This window comes from Apilactobacillus ozensis DSM 23829 = JCM 17196 (assembly GCF_001435995.1).
GTDB classification, from domain to species: Bacteria; Bacillota; Bacilli; order Lactobacillales; family Lactobacillaceae; genus Apilactobacillus; species Apilactobacillus ozensis.
Genome location: NZ_AYYQ01000036.1, coordinates 72,323 through 94,026, shown reverse-complemented (window position 1 = coordinate 94,026; position 21,704 = coordinate 72,323). Strand labels below are relative to the sequence as shown.

Genomic DNA, 21,704 nt, shown 5'->3' with positions numbered 1-21,704 from the left:
ATTAAATTAAATCAATATTATGGCTATTATTACTTGTAAAGTACGATCGTATTAATGATGCGAGCGTACACATGCGTTCGCATCTAAGTAATAAAGTCATTTTTGATTTGATTAACTAGGTGTGAAATTCATCTAGTTAATTGATTATTAGTAGGATAGTTCTTTTTTGCGGAACTTAAATATTATTAACCAGCTAGATGATTATCGTCTAGCTGGTTTTTTTGTTTTAGAAAGGAATTTATTTATGAATAATTTTATTGATGGACATACAATTTTAATTGGTTTGATGGCATACCCAATTCGCCACTCCATGTCACCTACAATGCACAATGCAGCGTTTCAAAAACTTAATTTAAACTTTGTTTATTTAGCTTTTGATGTTGATGCTGAACATTTATCGGATGGTGTAAAAGCTATTAGAACCTTAGAAATGCGCGGATCTAATGTTTCAATGCCAAATAAACAAAAAATAATTCCATATCTAGATAAATTAGATATTACGTCCGAACTAAATCAAGCTGTTAATACAGTTGTTAATGATAATGGTGTACTTACTGGTTATACAACTGATGGAATTGGATTTATCAATGATTTAAAGAGTAAAGGACATACAGTAAGTGATAAAACTATTTTAGTAGCAGGAGCAGGTGGTGCCGGTACACCGATTGCAATTCAATCAGCTTTAGATGGTGCTAGTAAAGTTATCATAGTTAATCAACATGATCAGCATTGGGATAATGCAAAAAGAAATGTTGAAATTATAAATCAAAAAACCAACAGTCACGCTGAATTATTTGATTTATCGGATACTGAAAAATTCAAACGTTCATTACAAGTATGTGACATTTACTGTGATGCAACTGGCGTAGGCATGGGAAAATTATCAGATGTTAGTTTAGTAAATAATCCGGCTTGGTTTAAAAAAGATATGGTGGTTTTTGATACAGTATATGCGCCTCGTGAAACTAAACTTATGAAAATTGCTAAGCAAGCTGGTGTAAAGCACGTATATAACGGTTTAGGCATGATGATTGAACAAGGGGCAGCAGCCTTTAAACTATGGACTGGTCAAGATATGCCAATCGATTTTGTTAAACAACAGCTTTTAGAAAAGGATAAAGCACATGACGAAGCCAATTAAAATTAACAATACACTATTAGGTTCAGGAATTCCTAAGATTGCTGTATCAATAACTGGCAAAGATAAGCTGCAAATTATATCGCAAGTTAATCAAATTATGAAGTTAGCACCAGACGTAGTTGAATGGCGAATTGACTATTTAAGTTGCATCCCCAATTATGAATACTTACATTCTATCTTATCTAAGATTCGTCAACTAACTAAATCGATTCCTCTAATATGCACTTTTAGAAGTATTGCCGAGGGTGGCAATTATCATTTATCAGAGCAGCAATACTTAAAACTGCTGAGTAAGCTATCACAAGATAATAGTCTTGATATTTTAGATATAGAAATTAATCATGATACTAAATTAATTAGTAAAGTTATTCAGCAATTACATGCTAATCAAAAATTAGCATTAGGTAGCTTACATGATTTTCGCATAACTCCGGATAATGATTTTATCTTGAATAAAATTGCTAACATGCAAGCAGTTAGTGCAGACATATTTAAGTTAGCATTTATGCCAACTAATAGCCAAGACGTCTTAAGACTAATGACAATTACAAGAAATATTGCTGATAGTTACGATGAGCCAATAATTACGATGTCTATGGGAGCGTTAGGAAAAACAAGTCGCATTAGTGGTAACACTAGCGGTTCGGTCCTTACCTTTGGTAGCTTAAGTCAGCATAACGAATCAGCACCTGGTCAAATATGTGTAAAAAATCTAAAGAACATTTTAAAAACCATTCAATAGTAAATAGTTAGGATGTGATATGTATGGAAAAAATGCAGAGTCGTTTAAAAATAGGGTTATTCATGAATTACTTAGTGCATGGGTTTGCCTTAATTATTTTGACACAAAATTTAATAGAACTATCTGCCAACTGGCATAGTAATTTAGCAACAGCATCATTTGTTTTATCGGGAATTGGAATTGGCCGATTATTAGCATACTTAATCATGGGGGCCATTTCAGATCGATTTGGTCGAAAGACTACATTAATAATTGGAATGTTGTCTTACCTAATTTTCTTCATTGCAACTCCTTTTAATCATCAAATTTTCTTAGCCTACTTACTATCAATTGTAGCGGGTATATCTAATTCGGCGCTAGATTCAGCCACCTACCCATTATTTACGGAATTTAACGCGAAAAGCAGTTCTAATAACATCTTGATTAAGGCCTTTATCTCTATTGGAGAATTTATATTACCATTAATGGTTATTTTCCTAAAAGATAATCAAATGTGGTTTGGCTTATCATTTATTTTTCCAGCTATTATCTTGGTACTTAATTTATTAAACTTAATGACCATTAAATTTCCACATGCATCAGTTAACGCAAATAGCAATCTTAAATCGCAATTGAATTTAAACGGTAAAAGTAAGATAATGGCAACTTCAGCATTATTAGTATACGGGTACACTTCTATGGCAGTTATGATTTGGTTTACCCAGTGGATAACCATTTTTGCTAACAGTATTGGATTTAATGATTGGTCAGCACATTTTTTATTATCACTATACAGTATTGGATCGATTACCGGAGTGCTTAGTAGTTTTGTATTGATGAAAAAGTTCAATTTGCGAAACCATTGGTTATTGGGTATGAATATGCTAGCAACTATATCCATTGCTACTATTGCATTTAGTCGTATTACTTTAGTTTCAATGATATTTGCTTTCTTGTTTGGCTTTAGTGCATCAGGTGGAGCTATGCAAATTGCTTTGAATATTTTACTTAATATTTTCCCAAAGCATAAGGGAATTTTTACCGGATTATACTTCATTTTTGGAAGTATTGCTTCATTTACGGTACCGATTATTACTGGGTTGCTGGCAAAATTCGGTTCACCACAAATTGTTAATGGAGATATTATTGTGGCGATTGTGGGATTAATTTCAGCAATTGTTATTTTCGAAACAGTTCCGCAAAATAATGATTTAGAAAAATCACGTAATAAGATTAATAATATTGATTCTAAAATAGTTAGACTTTTGGAAAAACGTTTCAAAGTGGTAGAAGATGTTTACGCTGCTAAAAAGCAACAAAATATTGCGACTAAGGATCAAAGTAGAGAAAATGTAGTCTTAAAACGAATTAATGAAATGACGAATAAAAGTGAAATTAAAGGTTTTAATCAAAATATTTTCCAAAATATCATGGATAATTCTAAGAAATACCAAGAACTATTAAAGACGATGAACAAGGAGTAGATAATATGAATTTTTTAACTGCAGGTGAATCACATGGACCCGAATTAAGTGGAATTTTAACTGACATTCCGGCAGGTCTACACATTGATATAGATGAAATTAATAGGGCTTTAGCAAAAAGACAGGGCGGCTACGGTCGTGGCAATCGTCAAAAAATTGAACATGATCAAGTGATTATTACTGGTGGCGTAAGACATCAAAAAACACTAGGTTCTCCCATTGCCTTAACGATTAAAAATCGTGACCACGCACACTGGTCGTCAATTATGAGTCCGACTGAACCTGAAAATGCACAAAACACACTGCGTAAAGTAACCCGTCCGCGTCCAGGACATGCAGATTTAGTGGGCGGTATGAAATACGGACACCATGATTTGAGAAATGTGTTGGAACGCTCATCAGCTCGTGAAACAGCTATGCGTGTTGCGATTGGAAATATATGTAAACAGCTGTTGTCCCAGTTAGATATTTCTTTAGTGGGCTATGTTGAATCGATTGGAGGAATTAAGGCTGATAAGGAAAATTCAGTTAATGTTCAAGAAATCGTTAATAAAGTGGAAAAAAATGATTTAAGAATTTTTGATGAATCAAATGTGTCAGCAATCTATGAACTAATTGACGACACTAAGCGAGCTGGTGACACTTTAGGTGGTGTAATTCGCGTAGTTGCTAACAATGTGCCAGCCGGTCTAGGCAGCTACGTTAGTTGGGATACCAAATTAGATGCTAAATTAGCGGCAGCTGTAATGGGCGTTAACGCTATGAAGGGTGTTGAGATTGGTGATGGTTTTCAAGATGCCAATAATCCTGGCAGTAAGGTCATGGATGAAATTAATTGGCATCAAAATGCTGGCTTTGGCCGTAACTCTGACCATTTAGGTGGTTTTGAAGGTGGAATGACCAATGGAATGCCTTTAATTATTAAAGCTGCCATGAAACCAATTCCAACTTTATACAAAGCCTTACAAAGTACAGACATTAACACTAAAGAAACGATGAAGGCTAATGTTGAAAGGTCTGATACCACAGCAATCGTACCGGCATCCATTGTGATTGAAAGCGTAGTCGCTATTGAATTAGCAAAAATAATTACAGATACTTTCGATGGTAGTAATATTAATCGATTAAAAACACAGATAGATAACTACCGAGCAGAAATTAAAGCATTTTAGAAAAGAGGTTTTAAACATGGCAATGGGCATAAACGGAATAATTACGGTACCAGGTGATAAGAGCATTTCACATCGTAGCATTATTTTTGGAGCAATGAGCAATGGAGTAACAACTGTTAACAATTTTTTAAATTCTGCGGATTGTCAGACCACTATTAAAGCATTTCAAGCGATGGGGGTTAAAATTGAAAAACATGAAAATCAAGTTGTTATTCATGGTAATGGACACTTGAGTAAACCTATCAATACTTTAAATATGGGTAATTCTGGAACAACAACTCGATTAATAATGGGCTTATTGTCCTCCCAACCATTTAAAGCAAATTTAGTTGGTGATGAATCATTATCTAGGCGTCCAATGTCACGTGTAGCTGAACCACTGCGATTAATGAATGCTGACATTCAAACTAGTGAGACCGGAACTTTACCAGTTGATGTTAATGGAAAACAATTAAATGGTATTAATTATGAATTGCCAATTCCTAGCGCTCAAGTTAAAAGTGCGATTATTTTAGCAGCTTTAAATGCTAAAAATAAAACTACTATTATCGAACCAACCCTATCACGTGACCATACCGAACGGATGCTAAAGTTATTCAGTCCTAAAAGTATTCAAAAAATAGACAATTCAATCATCATAACTCCACATTGTGATATTAAAGCTCAAACATTGATCGTGCCAGGTGATATTTCCTCAGCTGCATTTTGGATGGTTGCGGCTACGATAATACCTAACTCTAATTTAATCATTAAATCAGTAGGCTTGAACCCTACTCGCATGGGATTAGTTAAAGTGATGCAACGAATGGGGGCTAACATCCAGATTATTAATTTTAAAGACACCGTTGAACCAACTGCTGATTTAGTGGTTAAGTCGGCACAATTAAATCCAATTAGCTTAAATAAAGAAGAAGTTCCAGCATTAATTGATGAAGCGCCACTACTGGCATTGTTAGCTGCCCGAGCAGATGGAATTAGCGAGTTACATTATTTAAAAGAATTAAGGTTTAAAGAGTCAGACCGAATCAAAACGGTTGTTGAAGAATTTAAAAAATTGGGAATTAATATTAAAGAATTAGATGATGGCTTTTTAATTCATGGAAACCGTAATTGGCAATTACAAAATAGTCATTTAGATAGTCATAATGATCATCGAATTGCAATGACCCTTAAAATTGCCAGTCAGTTATTTAATAGTGATATTTTTATTGAAAATGCGGATTGTGTGGATATATCTTATCCTAACTTTTTTCAAGATTTAAAATCATTAAGGAGTTAATTGTATGAATGTTTTCATTAGCGGATTAGGTTTAATTGGTGGTTCAATTGCAAAAATTATTGCAAAAAGTAGAGTAGACACTCAAATTACTGCTTTTGATATTGATAAGCAAAACATCGATTATCTACAAAAACAAAATATAGTTAGATATATTGATAACTTTGTACAAGGCGCAAAGTCAGCGGACATAATTATATTAGCTGCTTCGGTGAATGTGATTAAGCAAAACCTTAATGAACTTAACAAAATTAAGTTTGACCACTCAGTTTTAGTTACTGATGTAGGTAGTAGTAAAGCTAGCATTTTAAAAATGGCAGAAAAATTAACTAATCCAAAGATTAAATTTTTAGGTGGTCATCCAATGTCAGGTTCACATTTAAGTGGCAGTCAGTTTAGTGATATTAACTTATTTAAAAAGCATTATTACTTTTTAGTTAACCAAAACGCTACTGAAAATCAAATAGATATGTTTAAAGCATTAATGCGACCAGCGAATGTAATATTTAAAAATATGCCTGCTAGTAAACATGATGATTTTGTAAGTTTAGTAAGTCACTTACCGCATGCATTAATTTTTAATTTTATGGATAGTGTTAGCCAAGAAGCTAAATTATTAGGAGTGGATTTAACTTTAGCAGGTGGTGGATTATACGATACTACTCGAATTGCTATGGGAGATGCTCAAATGTGGACGGATGTAATTTTAAATAACTCTTCTAAAATTTTAGAGCAACTAAATATTTATGAAAAGAATTTGCAGGACTTTAAGCATTTTATGGAAGAAAAAGATAAAGATGCAATATTTTCAATGATTGAACGAGCTAATAAAGCACGTACAGAAATGGAGGGATAACAAATGCAAGCAATCTTAATTGGATTTATGGGGAGCGGTAAAAGTTCGACAGCCCAATTATTATCAGAACAAACTAATTTGAAGACCTATGATTTAGATAAAGTAATTGAAGATACTATTAAAATGCCAATTTCTAAATATTTTAATCAGTACGGTGAGAATCAGTTCAGAAAATTGGAAAATGAAAATTTAAATAAAGTTATACATTTAGATGGTGTTTTATCGACTGGTGGTGGAACTCCTATCAATGCTGAAGGATTTAAAACAATTCAGAAAAGTCATTGCCCAACATTTTATTTGGACGCGTCTGATGCAGTGATTGAAAATCGAATTCAAAAAGATAAAGTTAATGACCGTCCACTAGTCGAAGAATTAGGATATAGTGGTTTAATTGAATTAAAAAATCAACGTCATTCAATTTACAATAAGTTAGCTGATTATGTAATTAAGGTTGATAATTTAAATAAACAGCAAGTTGTTGAACATATTATTAAAATTTTAAATAAAAAATAGCCGTTATAATATTTTGATTTTAACGGTTATTTTTATGTATACATATTATATAAGTAAATTTTGCATATTTTGTATATTTAGAATACAAGTAAATATAATATACTTTGTATACATTGCATATATAGTTTACATCCAATAATTAGGCATCAATTTATTTAAAGCAACTGTTTTAAGGGGATTGATACTAGTCAATACTTTAATATTGGGGTCAATCTGCATCATTAGTTCTCGGCATACGCCACAAGGCATTATTACTTGACCGTCTTTTACTGCTAAAACTTTAGTAAGTTTGTTTTGACCATCTGTAAGCATTGATCCAATAGCGTTTCTTTCAGCACAAAAGCCAATGGAACAAGCGGTATCAATAGAAATTCCAGTATATAAATGATTGTCAGCAGTTGCGATACAAGCAGCTACACTACCTGTGTATATAGTTTTTGAAATTTCACGCGGTTCATTGCACGTAGTTGCTGTTTGATACATTGATTGCCAAATATTATTCATAAAAAACTCCAGTTTTATTTAAAAAAGTAGATAGCAATTTAGCTACCTACTTCAAATTTAAAATTATTGTTCCATACTATTTTTAGTATTACGTAAGTACTTCTTAAAAGTGTAAAAGTCATCTTTTTTAGGTATGAAGTAGTTATGTAAATTCTTTTGCGCATAGCCAACTAAAGCGCCAATTGCTAATAAAATAACTACTAAAAGTAAGGTTAGCATTGGACGTGAAGTAATTAAATTTATGAAACCAGCTCCAATAACAATTCCAATAATAAGAGCAAACAATTGAGCCATTCCAGAAATATTACTTCCGTCGTCAGCGACAGATTGATTTAATTCATTAGCTTCAGCGATTAAATCATCAATATCATTAGAATTTAAATTTTGAGATTTAACAAAGGTACTAAAGTCATTAGGACTTACGTATAAGTCATCGTTTCCATAACTATCATATTTTTCGTCAAGTTCTTCGTTATTACCCTTTTCGGCTTTAATAAAAAATTCATATAGCTTTAAAAAACGGTTACTAAGACGATTGTACTTATCTTCGTTAATAAAACGTTTACCAATTTTTTGGGTATTCACCAAATACATTTTAGTAAATGGAATTTTCATACCTTCCTCGGTTATTTTACGAGAAAAAATATTTTTATCTTTTTCTTCACTCATGAAGATACACTCCTTTTTAATTATATTTGAACAGTTCTTATTATAATATAAAAAATCCGGTATATTAACATATTAGTTTATTCTTTTAATAATTTATGCTTGCAATAATTTTTTTCATGTTTTATAATTCGAAATACTTTGCGTCTTTGACGTAAAAAAATTATAGGAGAAGAAATATAATGATTATTTAATGAAAAATAAATTATCAATTAATGTTTTATTTGCTGTATTATCGGTCGGAGTCATGACCTTTGGAGGTGTGACTGTTGAGACCTCCATGAATATAACGTTTCCAACTTTAATGTCGGAGTTCAACGTTGGTTTAGGAACGGTTCAATGGATTACAACTCTTTATTTATTGGTTTTATCGACAATAATCCCACTATCTAGATTTTTGAAAAATAAGTTTAAAACTTATAACTTATTTTTGTTTTCTAATGTAATATTCGTAATTGGGTTAATTCTGAATGCCTTTTCACCTAACTTTTTTATATTATTGTTAGGTAGATTTGTTCAAGGAATTGGAACTGGAATAGCGCTTCCGTTAATGTTTAATATTATTTTAGATAACGTACCGAAAAGTAAGTTAGGATTTATGATGGGAGTGGGATCGCTAATTACAGCCTCTGCTTCTGCTATAGGACCAGCTTTTGGTGGATTAGTAGTTAACTCATTAGGGTGGCGATATATATTTATCCTGTTAATCCCAGTTTTACTCATATCACTATTGCTAGGTTCTTTTTCAATACCTAAAACTTTCCAAAACGAATTACATGATGTTAAATTTGATTATGGAAGTTTTGTGCTAATAATTTTGATGTTTGCCGGTTTAATAATTGGAATCAGTAATGTTAGTGAAAATTCACTGCTTAGTTATCAAGTACTTATTCCAATAATAATTGGTGTTTTAGCATTAATTATTTTCACTAAAATGCAAAATAAATCTAAAAATCCAATTTTAAAAGTAGATATACTTAAAAATGTTTCTTACGCTAAATATACTGTAGCTTTCTTTATTAATCAGTTAATTATTCTTGGTTTAGCATTTATCGTGCCAAATTACATTCAAATTATTAATAAAAGTAGTTCTAGTTTAGCAGGTTTGATTTTATTACCAGGTGCAATCATGGGGGCTATTATGTCGCCAATATCTGGAAGTTTATTAGACCGGATGGGAGCTAAAAAACCAATACTAACTGGTATTGCAATGGTTATTTTATCATTGTTGGTTTTATTCACATTATCATCTAACATAAGTGACACTATATTCTTAGTAGCTTATATAATAGTCATGATTGGAATTGGTATGTCATATGGAAACCTAATGACCCAAGGCTTATCATATTTATCAAGTGAGCTAACTTCAGATGGAAATGCTATTTTAACTACTGTTCAACAATTTGCCGGAGCAATTGGAACGGCTATTATTTCAACTATTATCACAAGTATTAATAGTTCATATAGTGGTGGAAATGCAACGGTTGGTTTCAAGTTTGCCCTGTTATTTTTACTAATCCTAGGTTTCATACAATTTTTAGCTATTATTTCAACTAAAATTAATAAAAAATAAATTAATATTTAAAAGGACTTCTAAATTTAGAAGTCCTTTTTTGTATTTATGTGTTTTTAAAATTTGATATAATTTATTTAATCTATTCACAGAAAGAAGAATTAAACATGGCGGATAATCAATACCCAATTCATGAACGATTACCATTTGCCAGTCTGCTAACAATGGCCGCTGGTTCATTAGATGCTTACTCATACTTAGCACATGGGCAAGTTTTTGCAGGTCTACAAACAGGTAATTTAATTTTATTTGGAATTCATTTAGGTCGGTTAGAATTTTTAAATGCTTTTCACTATGTACTATCTATTTTGGCTTTCTTTATAGGGACGATTATTGTCCGCATATTGCAATATCGTTTTGCAGATATGCCAACACCAGTGCATCGGCAACGTTGGATATTGATATATGCAATTTTGTTTCTACTAATTGGGTGGGGCGCTAGTTACGTTGCTCCGAGTATTGTAGTAATTATGTTTTTATCGATGGCCGCGGCAGCTGAACTTCAAGAATTTCGCAAATTAAAAGGTGTATCTTTTACACCTTTAATGATGACAGGGAACCTAAGAAAATTAGCAGAAGCATCATTTGATTCAATTTTTTATAAAAAAGTCTTAGCTTACCAACGAGTTAAAGATACCACACTCGTCTTAATTAGTTTTACATTAGGGGCACTTGTATCAGGTCTAGCAGTATTATGGCTACAGATTAATGCGATTGTTTTGCCAATTTTAATTTTACTTTCGGCAATTTTATTATTGAATTATGGATATAAAGATAAATTTTAGATTTTATAATGGTGTTGGAATATTTCATTCTAATACCATTTTTTATTAAGTATTAAATACAGTTTGACATCCACTCTAACTAATATTAGAATAACATTAAAATTTAATGAAAAAACGATGTTTCGCGAGAGGATGTTGATATAATGACTAAATTAATTGATCAGATTAATGACAATTTAAAAAATGCTAAGGAGAACTCCATTTTACAATTCAATAAGGAGATTGCTCAGATAGAAGATTTAATTCCGCTAACGTTAGGTGAACCAGATTTCAATACACCTGAACATGTTAAAAAAGCAGCTGTTGCGGCAATTGAGAACAACGAAAGTCATTATAGCAACCCTCGTGGTATCGATGCATTAAGAAAAGCGGTAACTCAATTTTTAGACAATAAATATAATTTAAAATACAATCCTGACACACAAGTCATTACAACTGCTGGAGTTACAGAAGGAATTTACGATGTCTTAGCAACTATTTTAAATCCAGGCGACAATGTGATTATTCCAACCCCAACATTTCCACTTTATCAAGATGACGTGATTCTAAACGGGGCTAATTCTATTTTTGTAGATACTGAGAAAGATGGATTTGTTTTAACTGCTGACAAGCTAGAAAATGTGATCAAAGAACATAATGGAAATGTTAAAGCAGTAATTATTAACACACCGGGTAACCCGACAGGGGTAGCTTATACCGCTGAACAATTATCAGCTTTGGCAGAAGTGATTAAAAAACATAATTTATTTTGCATTAGTGATGAAATCTACAGTGAATTAACTTACGGTCGTCAGCACATTTCAATTGCTAAACTTGCTCCAGATAATACTATCTTGTTAAATGGTATGTCCAAATCACATGCTATGACTGGTTGGCGTATTGGATTTATTCTGGGACCAAAAGATTTAATTGATCGTATTAATGTTGTTCACCAGTTCGCAGTTACTTGTGTGACAGATAATGCACAATTTGCGGCATTGGAAGGACTAACTAACGGTGCTGATGATGGATTAGAAATGAAGAAGACCTATGAAATTCGACGTGATATTTTACGTGCGGGCTTAGAAAAAGCCGGTTTTCATAGTCCACAGCCTAGTGGAGCTTTTTATATCTTTGCTAAAATTCCAGAACAATTTACGCAAGATGATTTTGAATTTAGTCGTCAATTAGCCCATGAGGCTAAAGTTGGCGTCATCCCTGGTAGCAGTTTCGGTAAGGGTGGCGAAGGTTATATTCGTTTAAGTTACGCTGCTAGTAATGATAATATTAAAAAAGCTGTGGAACGTATTCAAAAATTTGTACAAAGTCATTAAAAAAGATGTAGCTGATTTAGCTACATCTTTTTAATTTTTAACGACCATAATTCACAAGTAACGCCAATAATTATTAGAATTAAATATGAAACTGCCGTTATCGAAAGAATAATAAATAGGTCATTTAATATTATGATTTGACTACAAATTAAAATAGATAATCCGGTGGGTAACAAATTAGCAATTATACATATAATAGAACCAACAATGTTAGTTTTGTCATTGTTATTCCTTAGTAAATGTATATGCATAATTAAAGCAATTAAGGTTAATGTGTATAGTCCTAGAACCACAATATCCATAATCAGACCACCATTATCTCCGCCATAATTGCCCATCCCCACTAAAAGAATTGCAAATGGAACAAAGAATATGGCGATACCTAATAAAATGTTAAAGATTCCTAATCCGATAATACTTTTTGATTTAATAAATTACTCCTCCTTTATTTGATAAACGATTTAATTTCGGCATGATATTGATTAAGCAACTGTGTATCGAATGTTTTTGTATGCGTTGACTTTTTAACATGTTGCCATAAAATAGCAGCTACTTTTAATTTATTTGTAAAAATATTACTTTGCTTGCAACTGCAAAAATCACTTACAAAGTTATTCCATTGGTAAGTATGTTCCTCATGGGTTGCTTTAGTATTAACTGTTTGCATTTTTTTAATTAAATCGCCAACTGTAATTGTATCATCATTTTCAAGCTCAGCTCTACGCTTAATGATTGCCATAGATTTTTTAAAAGAAAATTTATCTACTTGAAAGTAGTTTGCAAAAAATTGGCGTGCTTCGTTATTAAAACTAAATCCTGAATTAATTAACTTAGTGTTTAAAGTAATTTGATTTGCACGCAAATGTTGAGCTTTTTTGCTAGGACAACGTTTAGCTTTAATGTTTTTAGCTGGAACACCAGATAAATATTTAATGATATATTGGTTTAATTCCGCTTTAGTCCCATAAGTTGGTAGTTTATACTGTCTACATAGTTGGACCAGTTCAATTTTATAAAAATATTTTTGTTGATATTCCTCTATTGTTAGTTTATCCATTTTGCTTAACCTTAGGATAAACGACATGGAATTTCTCTAGTACCATAGTGGCAGTATCTGGATTAAACATCTTACCCATACTTTTATATTCTTCAATAAAAAATTGGTCATGGACTTTTTTCCAATAGCTAAAACTACGGTCACCTTCACCTTCTTCATAAGCATGTTTTGCATCGACTTGATTATAGGGTACAACCTGAACATTGTCGGTATAGGTCACACAAACAGGTTCATCATGACTATTTAAAATAACATCGTATGCGCCAATTTGTGGTAATGGCTCATTTGATTCATATAAATCGTAAGCACTAGTTGTAGCTGTTTTGATTCCTTTCTTTACTAGTTCAGCAAGTTTATCAGCTTCAGCACCGAATTGATAGCTACTTTGCAGTGGGGTGTTTTCAGGTAATTTTAGTTCCAGTTTAGCTTGGTTGAAAAATTCTGTAGGTTTCATAGCTAACTCCTTATTACGTTTATTTACTTTAAGTATACATCTATTTGGGATTGAAGTGTTTTGAAACAATTAAATTCTAATTTTACTTGATTTTAAACGAACGGTCGTTTATTATAGAAAAAGTAAGTTAATAAACTTTTTTTATTTTTAATTTGATTATAAACGAACGTTCGTTTATAATTTTAAATTATGCGATATAAAAATAAAGAAAAATTAAATAGTATTTTCGATGCAACAATTGATTTAGTAACTAAAGTAGGTTTATCAGAAACTTCGGTTTCTAAAATAGCCAGAAAAGCAGGTATTTCATCATCTACTATATATGTTTATTTTGAAAGTAAGGAGGACTTATTAATCAGTTTATATGTTAAGCTGAAAGAAAAAATGATGCTGAAAATATATGATGGTATTAATGAAAATGATAATTTTAAAAAATCATACAAAAGTGCTTTATTAAACTTTATTAACTATATTATTGATAATCCTAAAGTCTTTCTTTTTGTGGAACAATTTAATAATTCACCTTTTGAAAAAAAAATTCCAAAAGAAGAATATTCAAAAATAATTTATAATCATAATAAATTTTATCAAAGGGGACAAAAAGAAGGATATTTAAAAAACATTGAAATAAACTTATTGATTATATTTACTCATTACCCTGCTATGCAGTTTGTTAAAGAGTACTTTAAGGGTTCTGAAATATTGAATGAACAAAAATTGCAGCATATTATCAACATGAGTTGGGAAGCTGTAAAAAAATAAGGAGTTTTTATTGTGAATAAAAAATACGAAAGAATGTTTGAGTCATTTGAATTTAAAAATGGTATCCAAGTAGATAATAGGTTGGTAATGGCTCCAATGACAACTTGGTCTAGCAATAGTGATTATACTGTTTCAAAAGAAGAAATTAAGTATTATGAAAAAAGAGCTAAAGGACCAGGATTGATTATTACTGGATGTACACCAGTTATGCCCAATGGAATCGGATTTACAAATGAGTTTGCAGCTTATGATGATAAATTTATACCTAGTCTTAAGAAATTGTCTAAAGCCGCCAAAAGTGGTGGTGCTAAAGCTATTTTGCAAATTTTTCATGCTGGAAATAAAGCAATACCTCAAGTTGTAGGTAAGGAAAACGTTGTTAGTGCAAGTAATGTACCTACCGGTAAGACATCATTCGCAGATTCTTTAGTCCCTAAACAGTTAAATAATGATGACATACTGAAAATTATAAAAGCTTTCGGAGATACCACTAGACGTGCCATACAAGCTGGCTTTGATGGGATAGAACTACATGGAGCCCATGGATTTTTAATTCAAAATTTTCTATCTCCATATTATAATAGACGTGATGATAATTGGGGAGGATCGTTAGAGAATCGCATGAAATTTGCACTATGCATTGTTGACGAGGTTAAATCTGTAATTGATGAATATGCAGACGGTCCTTTTATTTTGGGTTATAGAGTTTCCCCAGAAGAGTCTGTTAATGGGGGGCTTAGAATTGATGACACTTATGGATTGATTGATGCTTTAATTAACAAAAAGGTAGACTATATTCACGCTTCTCTTTCCAATGCTTTAACTTCTAAACCAGTTGACACAAAAAATAGCAGTGAAACTTATCTCAGTTTAATAAATAAACACATAAATAATAAAGTTCCATTTATAGCAGCCGGTGCTCTTACTAATCCTCGATTAGTAGAAGATGCCCTTAAAAACGGACTAGACTTTGCTGCTGTGGGACATGGATTGATTATTAATCCTGATTGGATGTATAACATATCCAACAATAATGAAGAAAAAATTCAAAGTAGTATAAAATTATCCGAATTAGATCAATTAAAACTCCCAGATAAACTATGGAAAACTATTAAAAATTCTGGGAAATGGTTTGATATTGCAAATTAATTCATTATAAATACAAAGCTCACATCGTATTATAACGATTGTGAGCTTTTATTTTTATTTAGCGATTTTTTTACGATGATGCATTAACCAAACCAGCATCACCACAACTAATAGCATAATGATTGCAGCAATCAAGTATGTGAAGTGCATCCCAAAAATGAACCAATCATCGTGGCCAAAGGGATAAGTAGTAATTGTGCGGTTCGCTTTTATACTCATTCCAGTATAAAGTAACGATGTGGAAAGTGATAAGCCGACTGTAAAACCAATATTTCGACTTAAAGCTAGCACTGAACCGGCAACACCTTGTTGGTCTTTGCGCGCATTTTCCATGACCATAGGATTATTTTGAAATAAGCCATTGGCAGTGGAAAAAATTACAAATCCAAATAGTAATATTGCTAATGGCCAACTTGGACGTACTAACGCAAAAATTACCTCGGCAATCACAAAAATAATGGATGCTCTAAAAGACATTTTGACTGCTCCATATTTATCGCATAACACGCCACCGAGATAAGCCGTAAAGACATTTACAACGGGTAAAATACTCATGATAAAACCGGTGTTGGCAGGTGAGAACTTGAGACTGTCTTGAATGTAAAATGGTAATAAAACGTTGTTGAAATAAATAATGATGTACATAAACATTAGGGCAATAATGCTAATCGTGAAACCCGGATTTTTAAATAATGATAAATCTAAAATGGGTTCAGCAACTTTTAATTCAATCCGAATAAAGGCGATAACTAATATTGCGGTAATAATAAATGCACTAATTACACCTAGATTATGAAAGCCGATTTCTTGGCCGATAAAAATGGTAACAAAGAATAAACCAATGGCAGCAGCTAAAGTTATAAATCCTCTATAATCTAAATTTAATTTAGCTCGTGGCTTTGCTTTATTAGGTTTTTGATAGACAAATTCACCAAAAATAAAGGCTGCAATTCCGATTGGAACATTAAATAGAAAAATCCAATTCCAACTGGCAAATGACAGGATAATTCCAGCCACTGCGGGTCCAGCAATATAACCGAGTTGACCAATCGTAGTGTTAATACCTAACGCCTTACCACGTTTATCAAATGGTACGGATTCAGTAATGATACCTAGATTGGTAGCCATTGTCATGGAAGCCCCAAGGCCTTGTAGACATCGAGCAACCAGTAGAACGATTAAATTAGTACTAAGCCCACAAACTAATGAACTAATCGTAAAGACTAAAGTTCCTAGTTGGAAAATCCTTGATTTACTAAGTTGATCACCTAGTTTACCAAATAGAATTAGTGACATACAGATTAGAATTAAATATGCGGATGAAATCCATTCAGCTTGGTTCATCGGAACGTTTAAGTCTTTAGAAATCTGGGGTAGGGCAGTATTCACAATACTCATATCCACAGTTCCTAAAAACGAAACGATAGCTACCGATAAAATAACCATTATCTGCTTATGTTTCATTTCTTCACTTCCTTTATATATTCAATAAACATTGTATCAAATCCAGTCAAATAAAAAAGCACCGTCCATGAAGTTATGGCGATGCTTAATTTATTTGTTGTGTACAACAACGGATTCTTTAATACTTTTTAAAACGATTGGATCTTTGAAAACTTTGAACTTAGCTAGTTTATTGTTAACGGTTTTACCATTGCCAATAGTTTCGTATTTGTTGCCGGTTGAATTGGTGTATAAAGTATGACCAGTTTGATTGGTGAACGAAACTACATCAACGAATTGGGTTTCTGGATACCAAGCGATTACATTACTGTCTAAATTAATATACTTTTTATTTAAGTAAGCTGAGTCATCACTTAAATTAAATTCACCATAGTAATTAAGCTTAACAGCAGTATATTTTTGATTCTTAGGTAGTTTGATTGTTAAATAATTATCTTTTACTTGGTAGTCAACGCGTTCGTATTTACCATCTTGATTCATCGCTTTTAAATAATTGATTTGGAAACCACTATAAAAATTAAAATTAATCCAACCGCTACTAGGTCGATTTAAGTTGACCGTAGTGTCAATTTTATCGTTATACATAGTAATTTGATAAGACTTGGCTAACTGCGTTTTGACTAATGCATTAGAACGGTAGTTAGTATATGAACTACTGTAGCCCATGCATCCAATAACGGCTAATAGCACCCAACACGTTAAAAACATGATGGATTTGGGCTTGAAATGGTTCTTAACAACATAACCGATTTGACCAATTGCCATCGCCATCAATAAGACGGTGAAAGTTTTGAACCATTCAGCGTCGTTAAAAGTGTGTCCACCGTTGAAGATGGTGCCATTGTAAAAGTCTAATACATTCCAAATATGTGTGTTGTCATGATCAAAAAAGTTGATTACATATAGTAGTAAAGTAACTATCAATGAAGTACCTAACGTATGCTTTTTACTTTCAGCACCAGTTAGCGCATGCAGTAAGACGGTAATTGCAATGGCCATACTGCTACTTTTAAAAATTAATTGCAATGTACCAATGAAATTATTGATAAACAAGAATCCATTATTAGTTCTAGCAAAAAATAAAATCATTATAAATAGTAGTATAGTGGAAATCCCAGTGTTAATGCCAACTCGTTTGGCGATATTTATGTTCACCGGTCTTGTTTGCAGTCCTTGATAGGTAAAGTAAACATTACTCAACCCAAGTATAGCGACCGCAAATGATAAAATTGGCGTAACAACCGTATTATCACTACGGATTATCATCATTCCTGCACTACTAATTATTAGACACAGCAAATATAGATAATACTTAAAACTATTAAATTGCTTAAACATATATCACCTAATCCTTGTTTTCTATAATTTATACTTCTAAAAGACTACCACAAGTTTTGACTTTGTTCAATTTTTGGCAAAGTTATGTAAATCCGTTTTAAGAACGCAAAAAATTCTAGCCAATATTAATTACTGGCTAGAATTTTTCATAGAATTGGTTCTTTGTACGAAACTTTCGTATTAGAAAGAAGGATGGTTTTGACTTTGAAGAAAGCTCTTATTTATCAGAGCAACTACATTGTAAGGCATATTTTATGTTAATGGAAATAAAGCGCTCATTAATATGTTGAAAGCTCAATTCAAATAGAGTTACGATAGAACGAATACTTAACAATTAAAAGGATGATAATTATATGTATTATACGTTAACGCAACGATCCAGAATGGTTAAACAGCCTTACGGAGGTTATTTACCAGTTAGGACTTTTAATAAAACACAGTTTGATGATTCCAAGAAAATCAAATCAGATGAAGAAAACATTTCAGCTTCTTTGGTAGGTTTGGCAGTCGATTATTTAACACGTTTTTGTCAGCATGAATCATTTGAATCAGCTTTTGCTATTTCACTAATGGGCATTAAAAATTACCAAATCGTCACACATGACACAGTCGATTTAACCGCTTTAGAAGTTAAAGGATTAGATGATGCTTCTATTATTAATGCTTGTAAGTTAGCCACGTTTGATGTCTGGTATCGTAATCCTAGAGCAGCTGTTTTAGCTAAAGAAAACTATGAACTATGCCCTAATTCAGCCACCATTAATAATATTAAAGTAATGGTACAGCGCACATTAGACTTTTTTGAACAGTATGAACCAATCGTGGAAAATGGGTTTGTAATGCCGGGTGGTTATACCACGATGGTTAGTACTGGGGATGGTGATTATTTAACTACGCATACCCTTGTGGATTTAAAAGTTTCTAAAAACAACATCACCAATAAATATACGCTACAAATTGCGATGTATTATCTTATGGGCAGGCATTCGACTAATCAACATTTCCAATCAATTAATACATTAGCTATTTTTAACCCACGTTTGAATATGTTATATAGTAAATCGATTGATGAGATAGATGCCAACGTACTTAGTGCAATTGAATATGACGTAATTGGATATTAGAATGTCAACTATAAATTTCATATGACTCTTTTATAAAATTATTAAATAAAGGTAACATCAGAGATAAATACTAAGTACTTTCTTTTATTATCCAAAAGATTTTAGTCTAATTATAATTGAACTAAAAACGGTTAATTATTATATATTTTATAAGCTTGAGTATATATTGTTTAACTTTGTAAACCATGGATATACAATGTCTATACATGCTGATATTTGTATGAATAGATTTACTTTAGGAAGTGATTTTATGTATGGACACATAAAAACGACAATGACCAGTGGTATGGGAATATCTTTATTACCACAACTTGGTGGCAACAACTTTGTTGATGATTTTATTACTTTAGTTGGCATTTTATTGATAGTTATTGTTTTTATATCACAATTAAAATTATCTCATTATCGTAAGAAGTATTAATATGTATATATTATATTATATAGTTGTTTTTTTAGGATTCTTTTCTTTTCTTCGCATTATGATTGGAATATTACTCTCGAACATTCATAAGATAAATTTGGTTAAATCGCGTTTTAATGATATTTCATTAATACATAATCCTGTTATATCTGTTATTATACCTGCATTTAATGAAGAAAAATTAATTAAGCGAACGATTATGTCTGTTATTGACAACTCGTATGAAAATAAAGAAATAATTGTTGTAAATGATGGTTCTACTGATAGCACCTTAGAAGCTTTAAATGAAATTAAATATTATCATCCTAATATAAAAATTGTTAACCAGAAAAATAGTGGTAAGTCTAGGGCAATTAATAACGCTGTAAAGAATTATTCGCACGGAGAACTAATAATGATTTTGGATTCTGATTCTGTGTTATCACCAGATGCAATACAAAAGATGGTGATGCACTTTAAAGATTCCTCTATTATAGCAATGGCAACCAATGTTAAGATAAGCAAGTTTACTAATTTTATAGAATACGCACAGCTTATAGAGTATTTAATATCGCATGAGTTGAAAGGCTCGGAAGAAATTTTAAAGTTAGAGTATATTATTGGTGGTATTGGTTCAACTTTTAGAAAAAGTGCAATGAAGCAAGTCGGGTATTACGATACAGATAGTGTTACTGAAGACATAGATTTTACCTTAAAGCTCATTAGTCACTATGGAAACAAAGTATATAAAGAAGGCTTTGCTGAAGATGTCATAGTATACACTGAACCTGTGCATAACCTTAGGCAACTAATTAAGCAAAGATATCGTTGGAAATATGGCAGGTTTAAGGCTCTGTATAAACACCATAGCCTTTTCTTTAATAGCGATTACAGGTTCTACAAAAATTTAACTTTTTGGAAAATTCCTAAAGTTTTGTTGGAAGAAGCTTACATGTTATTTGATCCTTTTTTGACTATTTTTGTGCTCTATAGTATTTGGCATAGTTTTTCTTGGATTTCATGCGTTTCAATTTTATTTTTATATGGTACTTTGCTAGGATCGGCTATTTTATCCGACAGCATTTTAAGTTTGAGAAGCAAAAAAGTTAAAATTATAATTTGTCTCTCTATGCCATTTACGTATATTTTTCTACAAATTATTAATTTTGTAGATTATATATCTTTAATTAGGTGTATTAAAAACTGTAAAAAAATTTTAAATAAAAAAGATAAAACGTCCAGCTGGTCACATGTTGATAGATAGTAGTCGTATCTTATTTTGGATAATGGTTGGATTAGAAAGAGATGTTTGAAAGCATCTCTTTTTCTTTCAAAAAATATTACTTTGAATATCTTATGAAAGTTTTACAAATATTTATAATTAATATATCCTTACAAAGGAATAACGCTTTATTTTAAAAAAGTTTGAATTGTAATCAATATGGTAAGCACTCAAATTTTGATTTTAAAAATCTGTTAATAAAACGTTAATTTTATTATTTACATTTGAGGTTATTATAATTTATGGATTTTTTAAAGCTTTTTATAAAATTAGGTATAGTTGTCACAAATAGTTTGTTTTCTCTATGTGGAATCTTATCAATAGCTGCAGCTGACTATTCTAGTTATAGTGGCTTTTTTCAGTTTTTATACTACAGTTTACCTTATCTAGCTATGACACTTTTCTCTATTATTATGATTCTTCTGGTTAATTTAAAGGAAAATAAAAGGATGCCTTTGTATTTTATAAACTCGTTATTGCTCATTATAATGTTAGAAACTGTAAATAATATTAACTTACTTTCTTCATTTACTATGCCGTTGTTAACTTGTCCGGTTTATATAATATACTTGTGGCTACAACGTTTTGGTTGATTTAGCTATTTATAAATAACAAAAAATTATGATATATATTTTTAGGAAGTGAAATATCATCAAACATATAGAATGTT

22 protein-coding genes are annotated in these 21,704 nt (G+C 31.5%); 15 read left to right on the top strand and 7 right to left on the bottom strand.

What is annotated here, in order from left to right:
• Positions 1 to 244: 244 nt before the first annotated feature.
• Genes aroE through FD06_RS07125 form a run of 7 tightly spaced genes read left to right on the top strand, consistent with a single transcriptional unit; the run spans position 245 to position 7,163 of the window.
• Positions 245 to 1,141 carry a shikimate dehydrogenase gene (gene aroE, locus FD06_RS07155; protein ID WP_056967155.1) on the top strand — a complete coding sequence of 299 codons (897 nt, stop codon included), beginning with the start codon at positions 245 to 247 and terminating at the stop codon, positions 1,139 to 1,141.
• Positions 1,125 to 1,883: a type I 3-dehydroquinate dehydratase gene (gene aroD, locus FD06_RS07150; protein WP_054658525.1), complete on the top strand. Its 759-nt coding sequence runs from the start codon at positions 1,125 to 1,127 to the stop codon at positions 1,881 to 1,883. Before aroE ends, aroD begins: the two co-directional genes overlap by 17 nt.
• A gap of 23 nt (positions 1,884 to 1,906) precedes the next feature.
• Positions 1,907 to 3,346 (top strand): MFS transporter, encoded by a 1,440-nt coding sequence (locus tag FD06_RS07145; protein ID WP_056967079.1) that lies wholly within the window; start codon positions 1,907 to 1,909, stop codon positions 3,344 to 3,346.
• A 5-nt stretch (positions 3,347 to 3,351) separates the two neighbouring features.
• Positions 3,352 to 4,518 carry a chorismate synthase gene (gene aroC / locus FD06_RS07140; RefSeq protein WP_054658531.1) on the top strand — a complete coding sequence of 389 codons (1,167 nt, stop codon included), beginning with the start codon at positions 3,352 to 3,354 and terminating at the stop codon, positions 4,516 to 4,518.
• A 16-nt stretch (positions 4,519 to 4,534) separates the two neighbouring features.
• Positions 4,535 to 5,797 (top strand): 3-phosphoshikimate 1-carboxyvinyltransferase, encoded by a 1,263-nt coding sequence (aroA, locus tag FD06_RS07135; protein ID WP_056967077.1) that lies wholly within the window; start codon positions 4,535 to 4,537, stop codon positions 5,795 to 5,797.
• Positions 5,798 to 5,801: 4 nt separating this feature from the next.
• Positions 5,802 to 6,650 (top strand): prephenate dehydrogenase, encoded by an 849-nt coding sequence (locus FD06_RS07130; RefSeq protein WP_054658533.1) that lies wholly within the window; start codon positions 5,802 to 5,804, stop codon positions 6,648 to 6,650.
• A 3-nt stretch (positions 6,651 to 6,653) separates the two neighbouring features.
• The gene (locus tag FD06_RS07125; RefSeq protein WP_056967075.1) at positions 6,654 to 7,163 is read left to right on the top strand and encodes a shikimate kinase; all 510 of its coding nucleotides are present in this window, start codon (positions 6,654 to 6,656) and stop codon (positions 7,161 to 7,163) included.
• A 126-nt stretch (positions 7,164 to 7,289) separates the two neighbouring features.
• Here FD06_RS07125 and FD06_RS07120 read toward each other — a convergent pair whose 3' ends face one another.
• Together FD06_RS07120 and FD06_RS07115 are read right to left on the bottom strand one after the other, a co-directional pair.
• A complete protein-coding gene (locus FD06_RS07120; RefSeq protein ID WP_054658537.1) occupies positions 7,290 to 7,667 on the bottom strand; it encodes a cytidine deaminase family protein in 378 nt (125 codons plus the stop codon).
• A gap of 63 nt (positions 7,668 to 7,730) precedes the next feature.
• Positions 7,731 to 8,336: a hypothetical protein gene (locus FD06_RS07115; RefSeq protein ID WP_056967073.1), complete on the bottom strand. Its 606-nt coding sequence runs from the start codon at positions 8,334 to 8,336 to the stop codon at positions 7,731 to 7,733.
• A gap of 190 nt (positions 8,337 to 8,526) precedes the next feature.
• Here FD06_RS07115 and FD06_RS07110 point away from each other — a divergent pair, with 190 nt between their 5' ends.
• The 3 genes from FD06_RS07110 to FD06_RS07100 all read left to right on the top strand — a co-directional run bounded on the left by FD06_RS07110 (position 8,527) and on the right by FD06_RS07100 (position 12,004).
• Entirely contained in the window at positions 8,527 to 9,906 is a 1,380-nt protein-coding gene (locus FD06_RS07110; protein ID WP_056967071.1) for an MFS transporter, read from the top strand.
• Between the two features lie 107 nt (positions 9,907 to 10,013).
• Positions 10,014 to 10,691: a YoaK family protein gene (locus FD06_RS07105; RefSeq protein ID WP_056967069.1), complete on the top strand. Its 678-nt coding sequence runs from the start codon at positions 10,014 to 10,016 to the stop codon at positions 10,689 to 10,691.
• 143 nt (positions 10,692 to 10,834) lie between these two features.
• The gene (locus FD06_RS07100) at positions 10,835 to 12,004 is read left to right on the top strand and encodes an aminotransferase class I/II-fold pyridoxal phosphate-dependent enzyme (RefSeq protein ID WP_056967067.1); all 1,170 of its coding nucleotides are present in this window, start codon (positions 10,835 to 10,837) and stop codon (positions 12,002 to 12,004) included.
• 20 nt (positions 12,005 to 12,024) lie between these two features.
• Here FD06_RS07100 and FD06_RS07095 read toward each other — a convergent pair whose 3' ends face one another.
• The 3 genes from FD06_RS07095 to FD06_RS07085 form a co-directional block, all read right to left on the bottom strand.
• Positions 12,025 to 12,342: a hypothetical protein gene (locus FD06_RS07095; protein WP_156403113.1), complete on the bottom strand. Its 318-nt coding sequence runs from the start codon at positions 12,340 to 12,342 to the stop codon at positions 12,025 to 12,027.
• 107 nt (positions 12,343 to 12,449) lie between these two features.
• Positions 12,450 to 13,061 (bottom strand): SAP domain-containing protein, encoded by a 612-nt coding sequence (locus tag FD06_RS07090; RefSeq protein ID WP_056967065.1) that lies wholly within the window; start codon positions 13,059 to 13,061, stop codon positions 12,450 to 12,452.
• Positions 13,054 to 13,515 (bottom strand): ASCH domain-containing protein, encoded by a 462-nt coding sequence (locus tag FD06_RS07085; RefSeq protein ID WP_054658548.1) that lies wholly within the window; start codon positions 13,513 to 13,515, stop codon positions 13,054 to 13,056. Before FD06_RS07085 ends, FD06_RS07090 begins: the two co-directional genes overlap by 8 nt.
• 189 nt (positions 13,516 to 13,704) lie before the next feature.
• Here FD06_RS07085 and FD06_RS07080 point away from each other — a divergent pair, with 189 nt between their 5' ends.
• Together FD06_RS07080 and FD06_RS07075 are read left to right on the top strand one after the other, a co-directional pair.
• On the top strand, positions 13,705 to 14,277 hold the full coding sequence (locus FD06_RS07080) for a TetR/AcrR family transcriptional regulator (protein WP_056967063.1): 573 nt from the start codon (positions 13,705 to 13,707) through the stop codon (positions 14,275 to 14,277).
• Between the two features lie 12 nt (positions 14,278 to 14,289).
• Positions 14,290 to 15,426, top strand: a complete 1,137-nt coding sequence (locus FD06_RS07075; RefSeq protein WP_056967061.1) for an NADH-dependent flavin oxidoreductase — start codon at positions 14,290 to 14,292, stop codon at positions 15,424 to 15,426.
• 54 nt (positions 15,427 to 15,480) lie between these two features.
• Here FD06_RS07075 and FD06_RS07070 read toward each other — a convergent pair whose 3' ends face one another.
• Together FD06_RS07070 and FD06_RS07065 are read right to left on the bottom strand one after the other, a co-directional pair.
• Positions 15,481 to 16,890 carry an MFS transporter gene (locus FD06_RS07070; protein WP_056967059.1) on the bottom strand — a complete coding sequence of 470 codons (1,410 nt, stop codon included), beginning with the start codon at positions 16,888 to 16,890 and terminating at the stop codon, positions 15,481 to 15,483.
• Positions 16,891 to 16,980: 90 nt separating this feature from the next.
• On the bottom strand, positions 16,981 to 18,228 hold the full coding sequence (locus FD06_RS07065; RefSeq protein ID WP_056967057.1) for a hypothetical protein: 1,248 nt from the start codon (positions 18,226 to 18,228) through the stop codon (positions 16,981 to 16,983).
• Between the two features lie 353 nt (positions 18,229 to 18,581).
• Between FD06_RS07065 and FD06_RS07060 the strand changes: the two genes are divergently transcribed.
• The 3 genes from FD06_RS07060 (at position 18,582) to FD06_RS07055 (ending at position 21,016) form a co-directional block, all read left to right on the top strand.
• The gene (locus tag FD06_RS07060; protein ID WP_056967055.1) at positions 18,582 to 19,352 is read left to right on the top strand and encodes a hypothetical protein; all 771 of its coding nucleotides are present in this window, start codon (positions 18,582 to 18,584) and stop codon (positions 19,350 to 19,352) included.
• A 250-nt stretch (positions 19,353 to 19,602) separates the two neighbouring features.
• Positions 19,603 to 19,773, top strand: a complete 171-nt coding sequence (locus tag FD06_RS07620) for a hypothetical protein (protein WP_156403112.1) — start codon at positions 19,603 to 19,605, stop codon at positions 19,771 to 19,773.
• Positions 19,774 to 19,870: 97 nt separating this feature from the next.
• Complete coding sequence (locus tag FD06_RS07055; protein WP_162256018.1) at positions 19,871 to 21,016, top strand: glycosyltransferase family 2 protein; 1,146 nt, start codon at positions 19,871 to 19,873, stop codon at positions 21,014 to 21,016.
• The last annotated feature ends 688 nt before the right edge of the window (positions 21,017 to 21,704 follow it).